The 16,178-nt window shown below is 55.9% G+C and carries 22 protein-coding genes; 14 read left to right on the forward strand and 8 right to left on the reverse strand.

Annotation, left to right across the window (positions count from 1 at the left end):
• Nucleotides 1–4 precede the first annotated feature (4 nt).
• From ABLU78_RS16220 to ABLU78_RS16250, 7 genes are all read left to right on the forward strand, one after another.
• Nucleotides 5–664 (forward strand): DedA family protein, encoded by a 660-nt coding sequence (locus ABLU78_RS16220; RefSeq protein ID WP_015365553.1) that lies wholly within the window; start codon nt 5–7, stop codon nt 662–664.
• A 199-nt stretch (nt 665–863) separates the two neighbouring features.
• Nucleotides 864–1,778 carry an acetyl-CoA carboxylase, carboxyltransferase subunit beta gene (accD, locus tag ABLU78_RS16225; protein WP_015365554.1) on the forward strand — a complete coding sequence of 305 codons (915 nt, stop codon included), beginning with the start codon at nt 864–866 and terminating at the stop codon, nt 1,776–1,778.
• 63 nt (nt 1,779–1,841) lie between these two features.
• Nucleotides 1,842–3,110, forward strand: coding sequence for a bifunctional tetrahydrofolate synthase/dihydrofolate synthase (gene folC, locus ABLU78_RS16230; protein WP_048229162.1), 1,269 nt, complete (start codon nt 1,842–1,844; stop codon nt 3,108–3,110).
• Nucleotides 3,100–3,792: a cell division protein DedD gene (dedD, locus tag ABLU78_RS16235; protein WP_015365556.1), complete on the forward strand. Its 693-nt coding sequence runs from the start codon at nt 3,100–3,102 to the stop codon at nt 3,790–3,792. The genes folC and dedD overlap by 11 nt, the downstream gene beginning before the upstream one ends.
• Before the next feature lie 218 nt (nt 3,793–4,010).
• Nucleotides 4,011–4,499 (forward strand): colicin V production protein, encoded by a 489-nt coding sequence (gene cvpA, locus ABLU78_RS16240; protein WP_015706172.1) that lies wholly within the window; start codon nt 4,011–4,013, stop codon nt 4,497–4,499.
• A 33-nt stretch (nt 4,500–4,532) separates the two neighbouring features.
• Complete coding sequence (purF, locus tag ABLU78_RS16245; RefSeq protein ID WP_015365559.1) at nt 4,533–6,050, forward strand: amidophosphoribosyltransferase; 1,518 nt, start codon at nt 4,533–4,535, stop codon at nt 6,048–6,050.
• A 126-nt stretch (nt 6,051–6,176) separates the two neighbouring features.
• Nucleotides 6,177–6,749, forward strand: a complete 573-nt coding sequence (locus ABLU78_RS16250) for a UbiX family flavin prenyltransferase (RefSeq protein WP_015706171.1) — start codon at nt 6,177–6,179, stop codon at nt 6,747–6,749.
• Between the two features lie 110 nt (nt 6,750–6,859).
• On the opposite strand, the gene ABLU78_RS16255 is transcribed toward ABLU78_RS16250, so the two are convergent.
• Nucleotides 6,860–6,988 carry a hypothetical protein gene (locus ABLU78_RS16255; protein WP_161798742.1) on the reverse strand — a complete coding sequence of 43 codons (129 nt, stop codon included), beginning with the start codon at nt 6,986–6,988 and terminating at the stop codon, nt 6,860–6,862.
• A 49-nt stretch (nt 6,989–7,037) separates the two neighbouring features.
• On the opposite strand from ABLU78_RS16255, the gene argT reads away from it, so the two are divergent.
• Nucleotides 7,038–7,820 carry a lysine/arginine/ornithine ABC transporter substrate-binding protein ArgT gene (gene argT / locus ABLU78_RS16260; protein WP_015365561.1) on the forward strand — a complete coding sequence of 261 codons (783 nt, stop codon included), beginning with the start codon at nt 7,038–7,040 and terminating at the stop codon, nt 7,818–7,820.
• A 45-nt stretch (nt 7,821–7,865) separates the two neighbouring features.
• Here argT and ABLU78_RS16265 read toward each other — a convergent pair whose 3' ends face one another.
• Entirely contained in the window at nt 7,866–7,994 is a 129-nt protein-coding gene (locus tag ABLU78_RS16265; RefSeq protein WP_264300027.1) for a hypothetical protein, read from the reverse strand.
• 93 nt (nt 7,995–8,087) lie between these two features.
• Between ABLU78_RS16265 and hisJ the strand changes: the two genes are divergently transcribed.
• From hisJ to hisP, 4 genes are all read left to right on the forward strand, one after another.
• Entirely contained in the window at nt 8,088–8,870 is a 783-nt protein-coding gene (gene hisJ, locus ABLU78_RS16270) for a histidine ABC transporter substrate-binding protein HisJ (RefSeq protein ID WP_015365563.1), read from the forward strand.
• 66 nt (nt 8,871–8,936) lie between these two features.
• A complete protein-coding gene (locus tag ABLU78_RS16275) occupies nt 8,937–9,623 on the forward strand; it encodes a histidine ABC transporter permease HisQ (protein ID WP_015365564.1) in 687 nt (228 codons plus the stop codon).
• On the forward strand, nt 9,620–10,336 hold the full coding sequence (locus tag ABLU78_RS16280; protein WP_015365565.1) for an ABC transporter permease: 717 nt from the start codon (nt 9,620–9,622) through the stop codon (nt 10,334–10,336). The genes ABLU78_RS16275 and ABLU78_RS16280 overlap by 4 nt, the downstream gene beginning before the upstream one ends.
• Nucleotides 10,337–10,343: 7 nt before the next feature.
• Entirely contained in the window at nt 10,344–11,117 is a 774-nt protein-coding gene (gene hisP / locus ABLU78_RS16285) for a histidine ABC transporter ATP-binding protein HisP (RefSeq protein WP_032708793.1), read from the forward strand.
• A 37-nt stretch (nt 11,118–11,154) separates the two neighbouring features.
• Here hisP and ABLU78_RS16290 read toward each other — a convergent pair whose 3' ends face one another.
• The 6 genes from ABLU78_RS16290 to yfcG all read right to left on the reverse strand — a co-directional run bounded on the left by ABLU78_RS16290 (nt 11,155) and on the right by yfcG (nt 14,727).
• Nucleotides 11,155–11,652: a GNAT family N-acetyltransferase gene (locus tag ABLU78_RS16290; RefSeq protein ID WP_032715040.1), complete on the reverse strand. Its 498-nt coding sequence runs from the start codon at nt 11,650–11,652 to the stop codon at nt 11,155–11,157.
• Nucleotides 11,653–11,727: 75 nt separating this feature from the next.
• Nucleotides 11,728–12,282: a hypothetical protein gene (locus tag ABLU78_RS16295; protein ID WP_045359668.1), complete on the reverse strand. Its 555-nt coding sequence runs from the start codon at nt 12,280–12,282 to the stop codon at nt 11,728–11,730.
• 3 nt (nt 12,283–12,285) lie between these two features.
• Complete coding sequence (locus tag ABLU78_RS16300; RefSeq protein WP_048229158.1) at nt 12,286–12,540, reverse strand: hypothetical protein; 255 nt, start codon at nt 12,538–12,540, stop codon at nt 12,286–12,288.
• Nucleotides 12,541–12,753: 213 nt separating this feature from the next.
• Nucleotides 12,754–13,647 (reverse strand): TIGR01777 family oxidoreductase, encoded by an 894-nt coding sequence (locus ABLU78_RS16305; RefSeq protein WP_048229157.1) that lies wholly within the window; start codon nt 13,645–13,647, stop codon nt 12,754–12,756.
• A gap of 21 nt (nt 13,648–13,668) precedes the next feature.
• A complete protein-coding gene (gene folX / locus ABLU78_RS16310) occupies nt 13,669–14,031 on the reverse strand; it encodes a dihydroneopterin triphosphate 2'-epimerase (RefSeq protein WP_015365570.1) in 363 nt (120 codons plus the stop codon).
• Between the two features lie 66 nt (nt 14,032–14,097).
• Nucleotides 14,098–14,727 (reverse strand): GSH-dependent disulfide bond oxidoreductase, encoded by a 630-nt coding sequence (gene yfcG, locus ABLU78_RS16315; RefSeq protein WP_020078237.1) that lies wholly within the window; start codon nt 14,725–14,727, stop codon nt 14,098–14,100.
• Between the two features lie 162 nt (nt 14,728–14,889).
• Here yfcG and yfcF point away from each other — a divergent pair, with 162 nt between their 5' ends.
• A complete protein-coding gene (yfcF, locus tag ABLU78_RS16320; RefSeq protein ID WP_015365572.1) occupies nt 14,890–15,534 on the forward strand; it encodes a glutathione transferase in 645 nt (214 codons plus the stop codon).
• Between the two features lie 57 nt (nt 15,535–15,591).
• Nucleotides 15,592–16,143: a phosphodiesterase gene (gene yfcE, locus ABLU78_RS16325; protein WP_015365573.1), complete on the forward strand. Its 552-nt coding sequence runs from the start codon at nt 15,592–15,594 to the stop codon at nt 16,141–16,143.
• Nucleotides 16,144–16,178: the final 35 nt, after the last annotated feature.

A 16,178-nucleotide genomic window follows, 5' to 3' on the forward strand; every position in this document is an offset into this window, starting at 1 on the left:
AAATATGGACCTGATTCATTTTTTGATTGATTTCATCCTGCATATTGATGTGCACCTTGCGGAGCTGGTCGCACAGTATGGCGTCTGGGTTTACGCCATCCTGTTCTTGATTCTGTTCTGCGAAACCGGCCTGGTGGTGACGCCGTTCCTGCCCGGAGATTCTCTGCTGTTCGTCGCCGGCGCGCTCTCCGCGCTGCCAACTAACGATCTCAACGTACACCTGATGGTTGCGCTGATGGTCATTGCCGCCGTTGTTGGCGATGCCCTGAACTACACCATCGGTAGATTGTTCGGCGAAAAGCTGTTCAGCAATCCGAACTCGAAGATTTTCCGTCGTAGCTATCTCGACAAAACCCATACCTTCTATGAACGCCACGGCGGCAAAACCATCATCCTCGCGCGTTTTGTGCCGATCGTCAGAACCTTTGCGCCGTTTGTGGCGGGAATGGGTCACATGTCCTATCGTCATTTTGCGGCGTACAACGTGGTTGGCGCGCTGCTGTGGGTACTGCTGTTCACCTACGCCGGGTACCTGTTCGGTGATTTACCGATCGTACAGGAAAACCTGAAGCTGCTGATCGTGGCGATTATCGTCCTGTCGGTACTGCCTGGCGTTATCGAAGTGATTCGCCATCGCCGGGCGGCGGCAAAGCAGGCTAAATAAGCCCTTAGCGGCATTCTCGCCGGGCGTTGCTATGACGTCCGGCGCGCAAAGTGTGAGCGGTTCGACCACTTTTTTATCCCATGTTACGGGATGTTATGATTTAATGTGCAACATTCATGGTCTGTGAGGGGCAAAAGTGGCATTATGCGCCCCTTGCGACAAAACTGGCATCGACCAGGTTCAGGTAGAAAGGTTATCAATGAGCTGGATTGAACGAATTAAAAGCAATATAACCCCCACCCGTAAGGCAAGTATTCCTGAAGGTGTATGGACCAAGTGCGACAGCTGCGGTCAGGTACTGTACCGCGCAGAGCTGGAGCGCAACCTGGAGGTTTGCCCTAAGTGCGATCACCACATGCGTATGTCGGCGCGCAACCGCCTGCATAGCCTGCTGGACGAAGGTTCTCTCGTGGAACTGGGTAGCGAGCTCGAGCCAAAGGATGTGCTGAAGTTCCGCGATTCGAAAAAGTATAAAGACCGTCTGGCCTCTGCACAGAAAGAGACCGGCGAGAAAGACGCGCTGGTGGTGATGAAAGGCACCCTGCACGGCATGCCTGTCGTGGCGGCGGCATTTGAATTCGCCTTTATGGGCGGTTCGATGGGTTCCGTTGTTGGCGCGCGTTTCGTCCGTGCGGTTGAGCAGGCGCTGGAAGACAACTGCCCGCTGATCTGCTTCTCCGCCTCCGGCGGCGCCCGTATGCAGGAAGCGCTAATGTCGCTGATGCAGATGGCGAAGACCTCCGCGGCGCTGGCGAAAATGCAGGAGCGCGGTTTACCGTACATCTCCGTGCTGACCGACCCGACTATGGGCGGCGTCTCCGCGAGCTTCGCAATGCTGGGCGATCTGAATATCGCCGAGCCAAAAGCGCTGATCGGCTTCGCCGGTCCTCGCGTTATCGAGCAGACCGTGCGTGAGAAGCTGCCGCCGGGATTCCAGCGCAGTGAGTTCCTGATTGAAAAAGGGGCGATCGACATGATTATCCGTCGTCCTGAAATGCGTCTGAAATTAGCCAGCATCCTGGCGAAACTGATGAACCTTCCTTCGCCGCAGGCCGATGCGCCTCACGAGGGCGAGGTGGTACCACCGGTACCGGATCAGGAACCAGAGGCCTGATAATGCAGAGGGCAGGGCCGACAGGCGCTGCCCTTTTTTTTACCGTTAACTCTCGCGGACATCATGGAAAAAGATCCTATTCCTCAGGCCACGTCGCCCCTGGCTACGTGGCTTTCTTATCTGGAGCATCTGCACAGTAAAGCCATCGATCTGGGACTGGCGCGGGTGAGCGAAGTCGCCGGACGGATGGCGATACTAAAACCGGCGCCGTTTGTCTTTACAGTAGCGGGTACCAACGGCAAAGGTACCACCTGCCGAACGCTGGAATCGGTGCTGATGGCGGCGGGCTATAAAGTTGGCGTGTATAGTTCGCCGCATCTGGTGCGCTATACCGAACGCGTGCGTATCCAGGGCGCCGAGCTGCCGGAAGCGGCGCATACCGCTTCATTTGCCGAAATTGAAGCGGCGCGCGGCGATATCTCGCTGAGCTATTTTGAATTTGGCACGCTGTCCGCGCTATGGCTGTTTAAGCAGGCGCAGCTGGATGTGGTTATCCTGGAGGTGGGTCTGGGTGGACGCCTGGACGCCACGAATATCGTCGATGCCGACGTCGCGGTGGTCACCAGCATCGCGCTGGATCATACCGACTGGCTGGGGCCGGATCGTGAAAGCATTGGCCGTGAAAAAGCGGGTATCTTCCGCGCCGGTAAACCGGCGGTGGTGGGCGAGCCCGATATGCCGCAGACGATTGCCGACGTGGCGAATGAAAAGGGCGCGACGCTGCTGCGCCGCGACCATGACTGGCGTTATAGCGTGACGGACCAGTCATGGAACTTTACCGATGGTCAGGGCGAGTTGGCAGGGCTACCGTTGCCGCAGGTTCCATTGCCCAACGGCGCGACGGCGCTGGCGGCGCTGCGCGCCAGCGGGCTTAACGTCGCTGAACAGGCGCTGCGCGACGGCATTCATCACGCCATGCTCCCGGGCCGCTTTCAGATTATCAGCGACGCGCCGCGGGTGATCCTCGATGTCGCGCATAACCCGCATGCGGCGGCTTATCTCGCCGGGCGTCTCAAAAGCTTAGCGAAAACGGGGCGCGTACTGGCGGTTATTGGTATGCTGCATGATAAAGATATCGCCGGAACCCTGGCGAATCTGGCGCCTGAAGTAGACGCGTGGTACTGCGCGCCGCTGGAAGGGCCGCGCGGCGCCACGGCGGACCAGCTGATTGCGCATCTGCGCGCGGGCCAACGTTATGACAGCGTAGCGCAGGCGTGGCATGCCGCTATGGCGGATGCCAAAGCCGAAGATACGGTGCTGGTGTGTGGTTCCTTCCACACGGTGGCGCATGTAATGGAAGAGATAGACGCGGGGAGAATCGGTGGCGAGTAAGTTTCAGAACCGTTTAGTCGGGACGATTGTACTGGTAGCGCTGGGGGTAATTATTCTCCCGGGTCTGCTCGACGGCCAGAAAAAACATTATCAGGATGAGTTTGCGGCGATCCCGTTGGTGCCGAAGCCGGGCGATCGCGATGAGCCGGATATGCTGCCGGCGGCTACTCAGGCGCTGCCTTCGCAGCCGCCGGAAGGCGCCGCGGAAGAGGTGAGAGCGGGAGACGCCGCGGCGCCATCGCTGGATCCTTCGCGCGTCCCGGTAAACAACAATAGCTTCGATGAAGTCCAGGAGCCGGTGGTGGCCGCCAAGCCGCAGCCGAAACCACAGCCGAAGCCGGTTGAGAAACCGCAGCCTCAGCAGGTTGCGCAGACGCCGCCTCCGGCCAAAACGCAACCGCAGCCGCAACAGCAGCAGGCCGCGATTCCGGCGCCGACCGGGAAAGCCTATGTAGTGCAGTTGGGGGCGTTGAAGAATGCCGATAAGGTTAACGAAATCGTCGGTAAGCTGCGTTCCTCGGGCTTTAAAGCCTGGACATCGCCATCCACGCCGGTTCAGGGTAAAATTACCCGTATTCTGGTGGGGCCGGATGCGTCGAAAGACAAGCTGAAGGGGCAACTCGGCGAGCTGCAGCAGATTTCTGGTCTGAGCGGCGTGGTTATGGGATATAGCCCGAATTAAAATCCCACCCGCTCTGATTGGGCGAGCTGGCAGGCGGGTTAACCTGCTGAAACCCTTGCCGGATACGCCCTGAAGAGGCGTCAGGCAGTATGGCGTTGAATGTTTTTTCAGCGCCATTTTTATTTCTGTAGGGCACGGAAATCCCTACGCAAACGTTTTCTTTTTCTGTTAGAATGCGCCCCGAACCGGACGACAGGGCGTAAAATCGTGGGATGTATATGGTCTGGATTGATTACGCCATTATTGCGGTAATTGGTTTTTCCTGTTTGGTTAGCCTAATCCGCGGCTTTGTTCGTGAAGCGTTATCGCTGGTGACATGGGGATGTGCCTTCTTTGTCGCCAGTCATTACTACACTTACCTGGCTGTCTGGTTCACGGGCTTTGAAGACGAACTGGTCCGAAATGGGATTGCTATCGCGATATTGTTTATCGCAACGCTTATCGTCGGCGCTATCGTTAACTATGTGATAGGCGCTCTGGTAGAGAAAACCGGTCTGTCAGGAACAGACAGGGTGTTGGGGATCTGTTTTGGCGCCCTGCGCGGCGTGCTGATCGTCTCCGCTATTCTGTTCTTTCTCGATAGCTTCACCGGTATGGCAAAAAGTGAAGACTGGCAAAAGTCTGAGCTTATCCCGCAGTTCAGTTTCGTTATCAGATGGTTCTTTGACTATCTGCAGAGCTCGTCAAGTTTCTTGCCCAAAGCATAAGCGTTGGGATGTAGCTTAACGAGGAAAAGACGTATGTGCGGTATTGTCGGTATCGCCGGTGTTATGCCGGTAAACCAGTCGATTTATGACGCGTTAACGGTGCTTCAGCATCGTGGGCAGGATGCCGCGGGCATCATCACCATTGATGCAAATAACTGCTTCCGTTTGCGTAAAGCTAACGGGCTGGTGAGCGATGTGTTCGAAGCGCGCCACATGCAGCGTATGCAGGGAAATATGGGGATTGGCCACGTCCGTTACCCAACGGCAGGCAGTTCCAGCGCTTCTGAAGCGCAGCCTTTTTACGTTAACTCGCCCTACGGCATTACGTTGGCCCATAATGGCAACCTGACCAATGCCCACGAGCTGCGTCAAAAGCTGTTTGAAGAAAAACGCCGCCACATCAACACCACCTCCGATTCCGAAATTCTGCTCAATATCTTTGCCAGTGAGCTGGATAATTTCCGTCATTACCCGCTGGAAGCCGATAACATTTTCGCCGCGATTGCCGCGACGAACCGCCAGATCCGCGGCGCATACGCCTGCGTGGCGATGATTATCGGACACGGCATGGTCGCCTTCCGCGACCCGAACGGTATTCGTCCGCTGGTGCTCGGCAAGCGCGATATCGGCGATGGCCGCACCGAGTATATGGTCGCCTCCGAAAGCGTGGCGCTGGATACATTGGGCTTTGAGTTTCTGCGCGACGTCGCGCCGGGCGAAGCGGTCTACATCACCGAGAAAGGCCAGCTGTTTACCCGTCAATGTGCGGAAAACCCGGTCAGTAACCCGTGCCTGTTCGAATACGTCTATTTCGCGCGTCCGGACTCCTTTATCGACAAGATTTCCGTCTATAGCGCCCGTGTGAACATGGGCACGAAGCTTGGCGAGAAAATTGCCCGCGAGTGGGAAGATCTGGATATCGATGTCGTTATTCCGATCCCGGAAACCTCCTGCGATATCGCCCTGGAGATTGCCCGTATCCTCGATAAACCCTATCGTCAGGGTTTCGTCAAAAACCGCTATGTCGGCCGTACCTTTATCATGCCGGGCCAGCAGCTGCGCCGTAAGTCCGTGCGCCGTAAGCTGAACGCCAACCGCGCCGAATTCCGTGATAAGAACGTGCTGCTGGTGGACGACTCTATCGTTCGCGGCACCACCTCTGAACAGATTATCGAAATGGCGCGCGAAGCCGGTGCGAAGAAAGTGTATCTGGCCTCCGCGGCGCCGGAAATTCGCTTCCCTAACGTTTACGGTATCGATATGCCGACCGCCAACGAGCTTATCGCCCACGGTCGCGAAGTTGACGAGATCCGTCAGATCATCGGCGCCGATGGCCTGATTTTCCAGGATCTGAACGATCTGATCGAAGCGGTGCGCGCAGAAAACCCGGATATTCAGCAGTTCGAGTGTTCGGTCTTTAACGGCGTGTACGTCACCAAAGACGTAGACCAACAGTATCTCGATTATCTTGATTCCCTGCGCAACGACGATGCGAAAGCGGTCCAACTGCAAACCGAAGTTGAAAACTTAGAGATGCATAACGAAGGCTAATTCGTCACTTGTCGCTGGCCCGCCGTCTTTCGAGGACCGCGGGCCTTTTTATTTTTACCCGCCAGGTTGCGTCGGGGACTATAATCCGGCAAAGTCTGCGGCACTATGCGCAAGGGGTATAACATCGTGAAACGACTCATTATCGGCATTTCCGGCGCCAGCGGCGCGATTTACGGCGTACGCCTGCTACAGGTATTGCGTGACGTCGCGGAGGTCGAGACCCATCTGATAATGAGCCAGGCGGCGCGTCAGACGCTGTCGCTGGAAACCGACTACTCGCTGCGGGAAGTGCAGGCGCTGGCCAATGTGGTACATGACGCGCGCGATATCGCCGCCAGCATCTCCTCCGGCTCGTTTAAAACCAGCGGGATGGTCATTCTACCGTGCTCGATGAAAACGCTCTCCGGCATCGTCAATAGCTATACCGATGGTCTACTGACCCGCGCGGCGGACGTGGTGTTAAAAGAGCGTCGCCCGCTGGTGCTTTGCGTACGCGAGACGCCGTTCCATCTGGGGCATCTGCGTTTAATGGTGCAGGCGGCGGAAATGGGCGCGGTGATCATGCCGCCGGTACCGGCATTCTATCATCGTCCCCAGTCGCTGGATGATGTGATTAATCAGACGGTTAACCGGGTGATCGATCAGTTTGATATTGACCTGCCGCAGGACCTGTTTACCCGCTGGCAAGGCGGAGTATGATGCACCTGTTTGGTGCATTTTATTTACCTTTACCTTCCGCTGGTGCATTTTTGTTGTCCTGATCAAATCCTCGACATTTAATTTGTTTTTTTGCGTTTTGCCGCTGCGGTTTATCCGCCAATGCTGGTATCTTCCCTCTTAAGACAATCTTGCAACTTTATATTAACAAATTTAACGCTGTTACCGGCACGCACCGGGAAAATGGCATAAAACCTGCAAGAACCGTCGGCAACATACATAACCAGACAGCGCACAACATAACAACATCACGACACTTAAGGGCTTTCTATGAAGAAGACGATCCTGGCTCTCTCGTTAATCATGGGAATCAGCAGCGCCGCCAGCGTATCTGCGGCGCTGCCGCAAAGTATCCGCATCGGCACCGATACCACCTATGCGCCTTTCTCGTCGAAGGATTCGAAGGGCAACTTTATTGGCTTTGACATCGATCTGGGCAATGAACTGTGCTCGCGTATCAAGGTGAAGTGCACCTGGGTGGGCAGCGATTTTGACGCGCTGATCCCCTCGCTGAAAGCGAAGAAAATCGACGCAATTATCTCGTCATTATCGATTACCGAAAAACGACAGCAGGAGATTGCGTTCTCTGACAAGCTGTATGCGGCAGACTCTCGACTGATTGCCGCAAAAGGCTCGCCGATTCAGCCGACGCTGGAGTCGCTGAAAGGCAAGCATGTTGGCGTACTGCAGGGCTCCACCCAGGAGGCCTATGCCAACGAACGCTGGCGCAGCCAGGGCGTGGATGTTGTCGCCTATGCTAACCAGGATCTCATCTATTCCGACCTCGCCGCAGGGCGCCTTGATGCGGCGCTGCAGGATGAAGTCGCGGCCAGTGAAGGTTTCCTCAAACAACCTGCCGGTAAAGACTACGCGTTTGCCGGTCCTTCCGTTAAAGACAAAAAATACTTCGGCGATGGTACCGGCATCGGCCTGCGCAAAGAAGATGGCGAGCTGAAAGCCGCTTTTGACAAAGCGCTGGGTGAAATGCGTAAAGACGGCACCTACGACAAAATGGCGAAGAAATACTTCAACTTTAACGTCTACGGCGATTAAGACTGTAGCGGTCTGGTTATGCCAGGCCGCTCCATTGCGACGCGGTTATTGTTGCCCTTGATAGGTGCAAGCGGTTAATGGCTTGCCCCAGAATGGGGCGACAGCAGTTTTTCTTTGTTCATAAAATGCATAGTTAAGCGTTTCTGATGCAAAAAAATCTGCTTTCATGCGCATTTTGCTTTGCCTTGGCAGGGCGAATAATGGCACGATAACTGGCGTAAGTGCTTCTAATAAACCCGTTAGAATGACAGTCTGTTGAGGATAATTATGAAAAAACTGGCGTTGTCTCTTTCTTTGGCGCTGGCCCTTTCCAGCGTTTCCACGGTATTCGCAGCTATTCCACAGAAAATCCGTATCGGTACCGATCCTACTTATGCGCCGTTCGAATCGAAGAATGCGCAGGGGCAATTGATCGGTTTTGACATCGATCTGGCGAAAGAGCTGTGTAAGCGTATTAATACCCAATGTACCTTCGTTGAAAACCCGCTGGATGCGCTGATCCCCTCGTTAAAAGCGAAGAAAATCGATGCGATTATGTCCTCGCTGTCGATTACCGAAAAGCGCCAGCAGGAAATTGCCTTCACCGACAAACTTTATGCCGCTGACTCCCGTCTGGTGGTGAAAAAGGGCAGCGATATTACGCCAGACCTCAGCAAGCTGAAAGGCAAGCGCATTGGCGTTCTGCAGGGCACCACTCAGGAAACCTACGGCAACGAGCACTGGGCGCCGAAAGGCATTGAAATTGTCTCCTATCAGGGCCAGGACAATATCTATTCCGACCTGACCGCGGGCCGTATTGACGCCGCGTTCCAGGATGAGGTCGCCGCCAGCGAAGGTTTCCTCAAACAGCCGATTGGCAAAGATTATCAGTTTGGCGGCCCGTCCATTAAGGATGAGAAGTTGTTTGGCGTCGGTACCGGCATGGGCCTGCGTAAAGACGACACCGAGCTGCGTGAAGCGCTAAATAAAGCTTTCGCCGAGATGCGTAAAGACGGCACTTACGACAAGCTGGCGAAGAAATATTTCGACTTTAACGTGTACGGCGACTAATCATCGTTAGTACCTCGCCGCACGCGTTTTCACGTGCGGCGATCGATGACAGACAGGGCAGACAGCATGCTGTACGGGTTCTCACAGGTTATTTTTCAGGGCGCGCTGGTCACCCTTGAGCTGGCGCTTAGCTCGGTAGTGCTCGCGGTCCTTATTGGGCTGGTGGGCGCGGGGGCGAAATTATCCGCTAACCGGCCTATGGCGCTGGTGTTTGAAGGCTATACCACGCTGATCCGCGGGGTGCCGGATCTGGTGCTAATGCTGCTGATTTTCTATGGGCTACAGATCGCCCTTAACAGCATCACCGATGCATTAGGCATGGCGCAATTTGATATTGATCCGATGATCGCCGGTATTATCACCCTCGGATTTATCTATGGCGCGTACTTCACTGAAACCTTCCGCGGCGCGTTTCTGGCGGTGCCGAAAGGCCATATTGAAGCGGCGACGGCATTTGGCTTCAGCGGCTGGCAGACGTTCCGCCGTATCCTGTTTCCGGCGATGATGCGCTATGCGCTGCCCGGTATCGGCAACAACTGGCAGGTGATTCTCAAAGCCACCGCGCTGGTGTCGCTGCTCGGTCTGGAAGACGTGGTGAAGGCAACGCAGCTGGCGGGCAAAAGCACCTGGCAGCCGTTCTATTTCGCTATCGTCTGCGGGGCGATCTATCTGGTGTTTACCACGATTTCCAATGGTGTGCTGCTGCTGCTTGAACGCCGCTACTCCGTGGGTGTGAAGAGGGCTGACCTGTGATTGAAATTATTCAGGAGTACTGGAAATCCCTGCTGTGGACCGACGGTTACCGTTTTACCGGCGTGGCGATCACCCTGTGGCTGTTGATTGCTTCAGTGGTGATGGGCGGTATCCTTGCGGTGTTTCTCGCCATCGGGCGGGTATCGAGCAATAAATACATTCAGTTTCCGATCTGGCTGTTTACCTATATTTTCCGCGGGACGCCGCTGTACGTGCAGCTGCTGGTGTTTTACTCCGGGATGTATACGCTGGAAATCGTCAAAGGCAGCGATCTGTTGAATGCGTTTTTCCGCAGCGGCCTGAACTGTACGGTGTTGGCATTGACCTTAAATACCTGCGCCTACACCACCGAGATTTTTGCGGGGGCGATTCGTTCGGTGGCGCCGGGCGAGATTGAGGCTGCGCGGGCTTACGGCTTTTCGTCAGTTAAGCTATACCGCTGCATTATTTTGCCGTCGGCACTGCGTATTGCGCTACCGGCGTACAGCAACGAAGTCATTCTGATGCTGCACTCGACGGCGCTGGCGTTTACCGCCACGGTGCCGGATTTGCTGAAAATTGCGCGTGATATTAACTCGGCGACCTATCAGCCGTTTACCGCTTTCGGCATCGCCGCGGTACTATACTTAATTATTTCGTATGTGCTGATTAGCTTGTTCCGCAAGGCGGAAAAGCGCTGGCTGCAGCATATCAAACCCTCTTCGACGCACTGAGAAAGCCATGACCGACAATAAATTAAGCGTTATCGATCTGCATAAACGTTACGGTGAGCACGAGGTGCTGAAAGGCGTCTCGCTGAAAGCGAAGGCCGGAGACGTGATTAGTATTATCGGCTCATCGGGTTCCGGTAAAAGTACCTTTCTGCGCTGCATCAACTTTCTGGAGAAGCCAAGCGAAGGAACGATTATCGTCAACGGACAGAATATTGGCCTGGTGCGCGATAAAGACGGCCAGTTGAAGGTAGCGGATAAAAACCAGCTGCGTCTGCTGCGCACGCGCCTGACGATGGTGTTCCAGCACTTCAACCTGTGGAGCCACATGACGGTACTGGAAAACGTTATGGAGGCGCCGATTCAGGTGCTCGGCCTCAACAAACAGGAAGCGCGCGATCGGGCGGTGAAGTATCTGGCGAAAGTCGGTATCGATGAACGCCAGCAGATCAAATATCCGGTACATCTTTCCGGCGGTCAGCAGCAGCGCGTGTCCATCGCGCGGGCGCTGGCGATGGAGCCGGACGTACTGTTGTTTGATGAGCCGACATCGGCACTGGATCCGGAGCTGGTGGGCGAAGTGTTGCGTATTATGCAAAAACTGGCGGAAGAGGGGAAAACCATGGTGGTCGTCACCCACGAAATGGGCTTTGCCCGCCACGTCTCTTCACACGTGATTTTCCTCCATCAGGGAAGAATCGAAGAAGAGGGACATCCCGACGAGCTATTCGGCAACCCGAAAAGCCAGCGCCTGCAGCAGTTCCTTAAAGGTTCACTGAAGTAATCGCCTCTTCCCGGCGGGTTTGCTCGCCGGGAATGACTTAACGCTCCAGCCGGTAGATCCAATCATCGTAATCCACGCCGTTGAGGTGGTAAGCATTTTCCAGCACCTGAATGCGTACAAAACCGTGCTTTTCCAGCAGCCGGGACGATCCCAAATTATTGCCCAGCACCCAGGCATTAATGGCGTGGATGCCAAGGGTGGTAAAGCCGTAATCACAAATCGCGCGCAGCGCTTCGCTGGCGTAGCCCTGACCCTGCGCTTGCGGCAGTAGCGCGTAGCCGACGTCGGCCTCGTGCGGGTTTTTCGCGCTGATGCGCAGACCAATATCCCCCAGCGGCGTGCCGGCAGAATCGCGCAATACAAAGACGCCGGGATCTTCGCAGCGGCATTCAAACACGCTGCGTAGCGCCGTTTCGCTTAACACCTCACCCATGTAACGCATGACGTCAGGGTCCTGACGCAGACGCAGAAAAAAGGGCCAATCGGCCGGAGTGAAGCGGGAAAGCAACAGGCGGGGCGTTGTTATCGTAGTCATAAAGCAATTAATCAGCTAAAACGAAAGCCTACTTTACCACCATGCTGTGCCGGGTAACATGCTCGCCCTCGCGAATCAGCCCGTGGGTGACGTGGCGCTCAGACTTTGCAGGTAGCGCTGCACGCGGTGATTTTCCGGTGAACGGCGAAGCTGTAGCGCCAGGTTGAGGCTATCCAGCAGTAGGGCGTTAGCCACCATCGGCGAATCGGCGGCGATGCGCTTTTCCGCGACTAACCATTCAACGACGGATTTCCAGCGCCAGAGAGGGGAATTGCCCTTCACGCGCTGTACGGGGCCGGGAAACCGCCCGCTGCCGCGAGCGCCCTCTTTTAATAGCGCGATCGCCTGGCGGGAGACGCCGATAAGTTCAGCGATATCGCTCAGCCCGACCAGTGTCGAATCGATGGACTCCACGCGGATATCTGGCAGCGCGGCGGTTTCTACATCGCGGATGGCGGATAGCGCCGCCTGCTCCAGCGATTGGCCCTCGCGATCGAACTCAAGGTAGACCGCCGTACCGTAAAAGCAGACCAGCGCGTCGCTACAGCCTGCGGCAAAGAGCGCATCTTCCAGTCCTGGCGTTTGACTGCTGACGCCGGACAGCGTCAGCGTAAAATTAAATATCGGCATCGTTTAGCGTTCCTTATGCGTGATGCGCGCGGTAGCCGGGATGGGACACCGTTCGACTATTCTGATTATTTGCCGGGCGTGGTTTTCAGGGACGGCGGGCGTCGACCAAATGCTCATCATATGTTCCCGGTGTTCAGTCACGCCGCAGACGAGGCGGCCAAAGCAATGAGCGCTTTTACCTGCAGGCAGCAATATCCACCCCCGCGCCAGCGCCGTGGCAATCGCCTTCCTGATATGTTTGTCCGGATGTTCCTTCATCGTCAAATCCTGCTCAGAATAAAAAGAGTGTTGACGGTTGTCAACGATTTTTGAGGGTATATTCCTCGTCAGGACGTTATGGCAGGAGAATAATTTTGCGGTTGGAATGCGCTTCACAAGAAGCGTAGCAAGGAGAGCGAGGAATTAACGATTTGCGAGGCGGCTTCCGCCCAAGGGAAGAGAACGGGGAGCCGTTGCTCCCCGTTTATCGACTTAGCTCAACACATCCTTCAGAGCCTCTTCCAGATCGTACCAGCGAAAGCTAAAGCCGGCGGCTTCCAGGCGTTTAGGCAGCGCGCGCTGGCCGCCGAGCACCAGTACTGAAGATTCTCCCATCAGCAGGCGAATGGCGGCGGCGGGAACGCGGAAAATCGCCGGGCGATTGAGCGCGTGGCCGAGCGCGTGGGCAAACTGTTCGTTACGTACGGGATAGGGTGAGACCATATTGAACGGGCCGCGCAGATCGTTATCCAGCAGCCACAAGATCCCGTTCACCATATCATCGATATGGATCCACGCCAGATACTGACGACCGTCGCCGATAGGGCCGCCCAGGCCGAGCTTAAACGCTGGCGTCATTTTGGCCAGGATCCCGCCGCGCGGCGCTAATACGACGCCGGTGCGCAACAGGCACACGCGCGTGCGATCGCTTTGCGCCTCACAGGCGATTTGCTCCCAGCGGGCGCAAAGTTTATGGGTAAATTCGTTGTGCGGCGGCTCTTCCTCGGTCACCACGACTTCACCGAGATCGCCGTAATAGCCGGTAGCGGAACCGCTAATCAGCACGGAGGGGGGGGTTTCGCTGGCTTTAAATAACGCGACCAGTTGGCGGGTGATGTCCCAGCGGCTGTGACACAGGCGCTCTTTTTGCTCTGCCGTCCAGCGCTTATCGGCGATCGGTTCACCGGCAAGGTTAATGACGGCGTCAAAGCCATCGAGGTTGTTTTGCCCTTCGAAACCGCGCCACAGCGTGACGCGGGGATCGAGACGGGCTTTCGCGCGTTCAGGGTTGCGGGTGGAAACCGTGAGCTGGTGCCCAAGTTCCAGCAGCCTGGGAATAAGATGCCGACCAATGAGCCCGGTACCGCCAGTGAGCAGGATTTTCATACCGCCTCCCTTACAAACGTTTTAGCGCCGCCAGCTCATGGTCATCGATACTGAGTCGGCATAGCGCAGCGCGTGAAGTTTATCGATCTCTACTTCAGCATAAGTGACCCAGTGATGTTCGCATGCGATATTGAGCACATCCTGGGTTAATTTTTCCAGCAGCGAGAAGCGGTTATTCTCGATATGGCTGATGATGCGTTTAGTAATGGTGCGATAGTTCAGGGCATCATTGATGTCTTCGCTGTCGCGAGCCTTATCGGCCGGATAGTGAATCACCACATTCACCAACACGTCCTGGCGGTTGGCGATCTCTTCCTCTTTGATTCCAATAAAAGTACGCAGGCGCAGGTTCTTAATACGAATAATGGCGTCTGGCTGAGACATTGCAGGCTTCCTCCGTGTAGTAATTTCCGCAATCATACATGAAAGCACGCCCTGCGAGCAGGGGGATTAATACTGTTGCGTTTTGAGTAGCGCTTGTTGCGTTGCCGGGCGCTGGCGGATGCGTTCAAACCAGTTATGCACCGCCGGGAACTGGCTAAGATCGATGCGTTGGCGCGAGTGGGCATTAATCCATGGCCAGCAGGCGATATCGGCGATACTGTAGTGCTCGCCGCCCAACCATGGACTGGTTTCAAGACGCCGGTTCATTACGCCATACAGGCGCTGGCTTTCGACCTGATAGCGTTCAATGGCGTAAGGGACAGCCTGAGGCGCGTGATGGTTAAAGTGGTGGTTTTGCCCAAGCATTGGCCCCAGACCGCCGACCTGCCAGAATAGCCATTGCAGGGTAGTATGCCGCTCGCGCAGCTCGCCGCTTAGTAATTTTCCCGATTTCTCCGCCAGATAGAGCAGGATCTCTCCTGACTCAAACAGGCTTAACGGCGCGCCGCCGTCGACCGGAACGTGGTCAACGATCGCCGGGATCTTATTATTTGGCGAGATAGCCAGAAACTGCGGGCGAAACTGTTCACCTTTGCCGATATCGACGCGTATCAGGCGATAGGCCAGCTGCGCCTCTTCGAGAAAAAGAGTGATTTTGTGGCCGTTGGGGGTAGGTGCGTAGTAAAGATCGATCATGAGGTCTCCCGCCATCGAAGGTCGCAAACGTTTCGAGTATAGGCGACCTGCGCCATCGCGGGGCAAAGATTAAAATTGCGAAATCCTCATGTGGCTGCCAGTGACATCTTATAGCAGACCAGCTATGTTGATTTATCACCCCCTGGCTTCATTGAGGATGTCATGAATCAGCCTGTTATTACTCTGTGGTCCGATGCCGATTTTTTCTCCCCCTATGTGATGTCCGTGTACGTGGCGCTGCAGGAAAAAAGCCTGCCGTTCACTCTTAAGACCGTCAATCTCGACAGCGGCGAGCATCTGCAGCCAGGCTGGAAGGGTTACTCCGCGACACGGCGCGTGCCGCTGCTGGAAGTGGATAATTTTTCGCTGAGCGAATCCTCGGCCATCACCGAATACCTTGACGAGCGCTTTGCGCCGCCGGAATGGGAGCGCTTGTATCCGCATGACCTGCAAAAACGCGCGCGGGCGCGGCAGGTGCAGGCCTGGCTGCGAAGCGATCTGATGCCCATCCGCGAAGAACGTTCTACCGACGTGGTGTTTGGCGGCGCGAAGAAGCCTGCGCTTAGCGCTGCGGGGCAAACCAGCGCGGCTAAACTCTTCGCTACCGCCGGCGCGCTTTTGGCGCATGGCGGACAGAATCTGTTTGGCGAATGGTGTATCGCCGATGCCGATCTTGCGCTGATGCTAAACCGTCTGGTGCTGAACGGCGATGAGGTGCCGGAAGCGCTGGCGGACTATGCGACCTTCCAGTGGCAACGGGCATCTGTTCAGCGTTATGCCGCACTGTCGGCTAAACGTAGCGGCTGATAAGCGCAGGCAGTTCCGTTATCATAGACAGACCGTATTGTCTGGTAAGGGGTTGATATGAAACTGATGTTCGCATCCGATATTCACGGCTCGCTGCCTGCGACCGAACGCGTTCTGGAACGCTTCGCGCAGAGCGGGGCGCAGTGGCTGGTTATCCTCGGCGATGTGCTCAATCACGGGCCGCGCAACGCGCTGCCGGAAGGGTATGCGCCGGCGCAGGTCGCCGAGCGGCTGAACAGCGTCGCGCAGCGGATTATCGCCGTCCGCGGTAACTGTGATAGCGAAGTCGATCAAATGCTGCTGCATTTCCCCATTACTGCCCCCTGGCAGCAGGTGCTTAGCGAACGCTACCGCCTGTTTTTGACCCACGGTCATCTCTATAGTCCGGATAATTTGCCGCCGCTCGCCGCTGGCGATGTACTGGCTTATGGTCATACTCATATTCCGGTTGCCGAGAAACGCGGCGATGTATTCCTCTTCAATCCTGGCTCTGTGAGCATCCCGAAAGGCGGCTTTGCCGCCAGCTACGGCATGCTGGAAGATGATCGGCTGCAGGTTTTCGCACTCAATGATAATCAGGTTATTGCAGAGGCCGCGATTTACCCGTAATTTACCCCTCAATCGTAAAGACGCGCCGCGAGAGC

The sequence above is a fragment of the Klebsiella sp. JN_Kp122 genome (assembly GCF_040062085.1).
Classification (GTDB): Bacteria; Pseudomonadota; Gammaproteobacteria; order Enterobacterales; family Enterobacteriaceae; genus Klebsiella; species Klebsiella aerogenes.

What these genes read in the sequence shown, in the direction of transcription:
- ABLU78_RS16220 (WP_015365553.1), top strand. Translation starts at nt 5, where the DNA reads ATGGACCTGATTCATTTTTTGATTGATTTCATCCTGCATATTGATGTG.
- accD (WP_015365554.1), top strand. Translation starts at nt 864, where the DNA reads ATGAGCTGGATTGAACGAATTAAAAGCAATATAACCCCCACCCGTAAG.
- folC (WP_048229162.1), top strand. Translation starts at nt 1,842, where the DNA reads ATGGAAAAAGATCCTATTCCTCAGGCCACGTCGCCCCTGGCTACGTGG.
- cvpA (WP_015706172.1), top strand. Translation starts at nt 4,011, where the DNA reads ATGGTCTGGATTGATTACGCCATTATTGCGGTAATTGGTTTTTCCTGT.
- purF (WP_015365559.1), top strand. Translation starts at nt 4,533, where the DNA reads ATGTGCGGTATTGTCGGTATCGCCGGTGTTATGCCGGTAAACCAGTCG.
- ABLU78_RS16255 (WP_161798742.1), bottom strand. Translation starts at nt 6,988, where the DNA reads ATGTATGTTGCCGACGGTTCTTGCAGGTTTTATGCCATTTTCCCGGTG.
- argT (WP_015365561.1), top strand. Translation starts at nt 7,038, where the DNA reads ATGAAGAAGACGATCCTGGCTCTCTCGTTAATCATGGGAATCAGCAGC.
- ABLU78_RS16265 (WP_264300027.1), bottom strand. Translation starts at nt 7,994, where the DNA reads ATGCGCATGAAAGCAGATTTTTTTGCATCAGAAACGCTTAACTATGCA.
- hisJ (WP_015365563.1), top strand. Translation starts at nt 8,088, where the DNA reads ATGAAAAAACTGGCGTTGTCTCTTTCTTTGGCGCTGGCCCTTTCCAGC.
- ABLU78_RS16275 (WP_015365564.1), top strand. Translation starts at nt 8,937, where the DNA reads ATGCTGTACGGGTTCTCACAGGTTATTTTTCAGGGCGCGCTGGTCACC.
- hisP (WP_032708793.1), top strand. Translation starts at nt 10,344, where the DNA reads ATGACCGACAATAAATTAAGCGTTATCGATCTGCATAAACGTTACGGT.
- ABLU78_RS16290 (WP_032715040.1), bottom strand. Translation starts at nt 11,652, where the DNA reads ATGACTACGATAACAACGCCCCGCCTGTTGCTTTCCCGCTTCACTCCG.
- ABLU78_RS16295 (WP_045359668.1), bottom strand. Translation starts at nt 12,282, where the DNA reads ATGCCGATATTTAATTTTACGCTGACGCTGTCCGGCGTCAGCAGTCAA.
- ABLU78_RS16300 (WP_048229158.1), bottom strand. Translation starts at nt 12,540, where the DNA reads ATGAAGGAACATCCGGACAAACATATCAGGAAGGCGATTGCCACGGCG.
- ABLU78_RS16305 (WP_048229157.1), bottom strand. Translation starts at nt 13,647, where the DNA reads ATGAAAATCCTGCTCACTGGCGGTACCGGGCTCATTGGTCGGCATCTT.
- folX (WP_015365570.1), bottom strand. Translation starts at nt 14,031, where the DNA reads ATGTCTCAGCCAGACGCCATTATTCGTATTAAGAACCTGCGCCTGCGT.
- yfcG (WP_020078237.1), bottom strand. Translation starts at nt 14,727, where the DNA reads ATGATCGATCTTTACTACGCACCTACCCCCAACGGCCACAAAATCACT.
- yfcF (WP_015365572.1), top strand. Translation starts at nt 14,890, where the DNA reads ATGAATCAGCCTGTTATTACTCTGTGGTCCGATGCCGATTTTTTCTCC.
- yfcE (WP_015365573.1), top strand. Translation starts at nt 15,592, where the DNA reads ATGAAACTGATGTTCGCATCCGATATTCACGGCTCGCTGCCTGCGACC.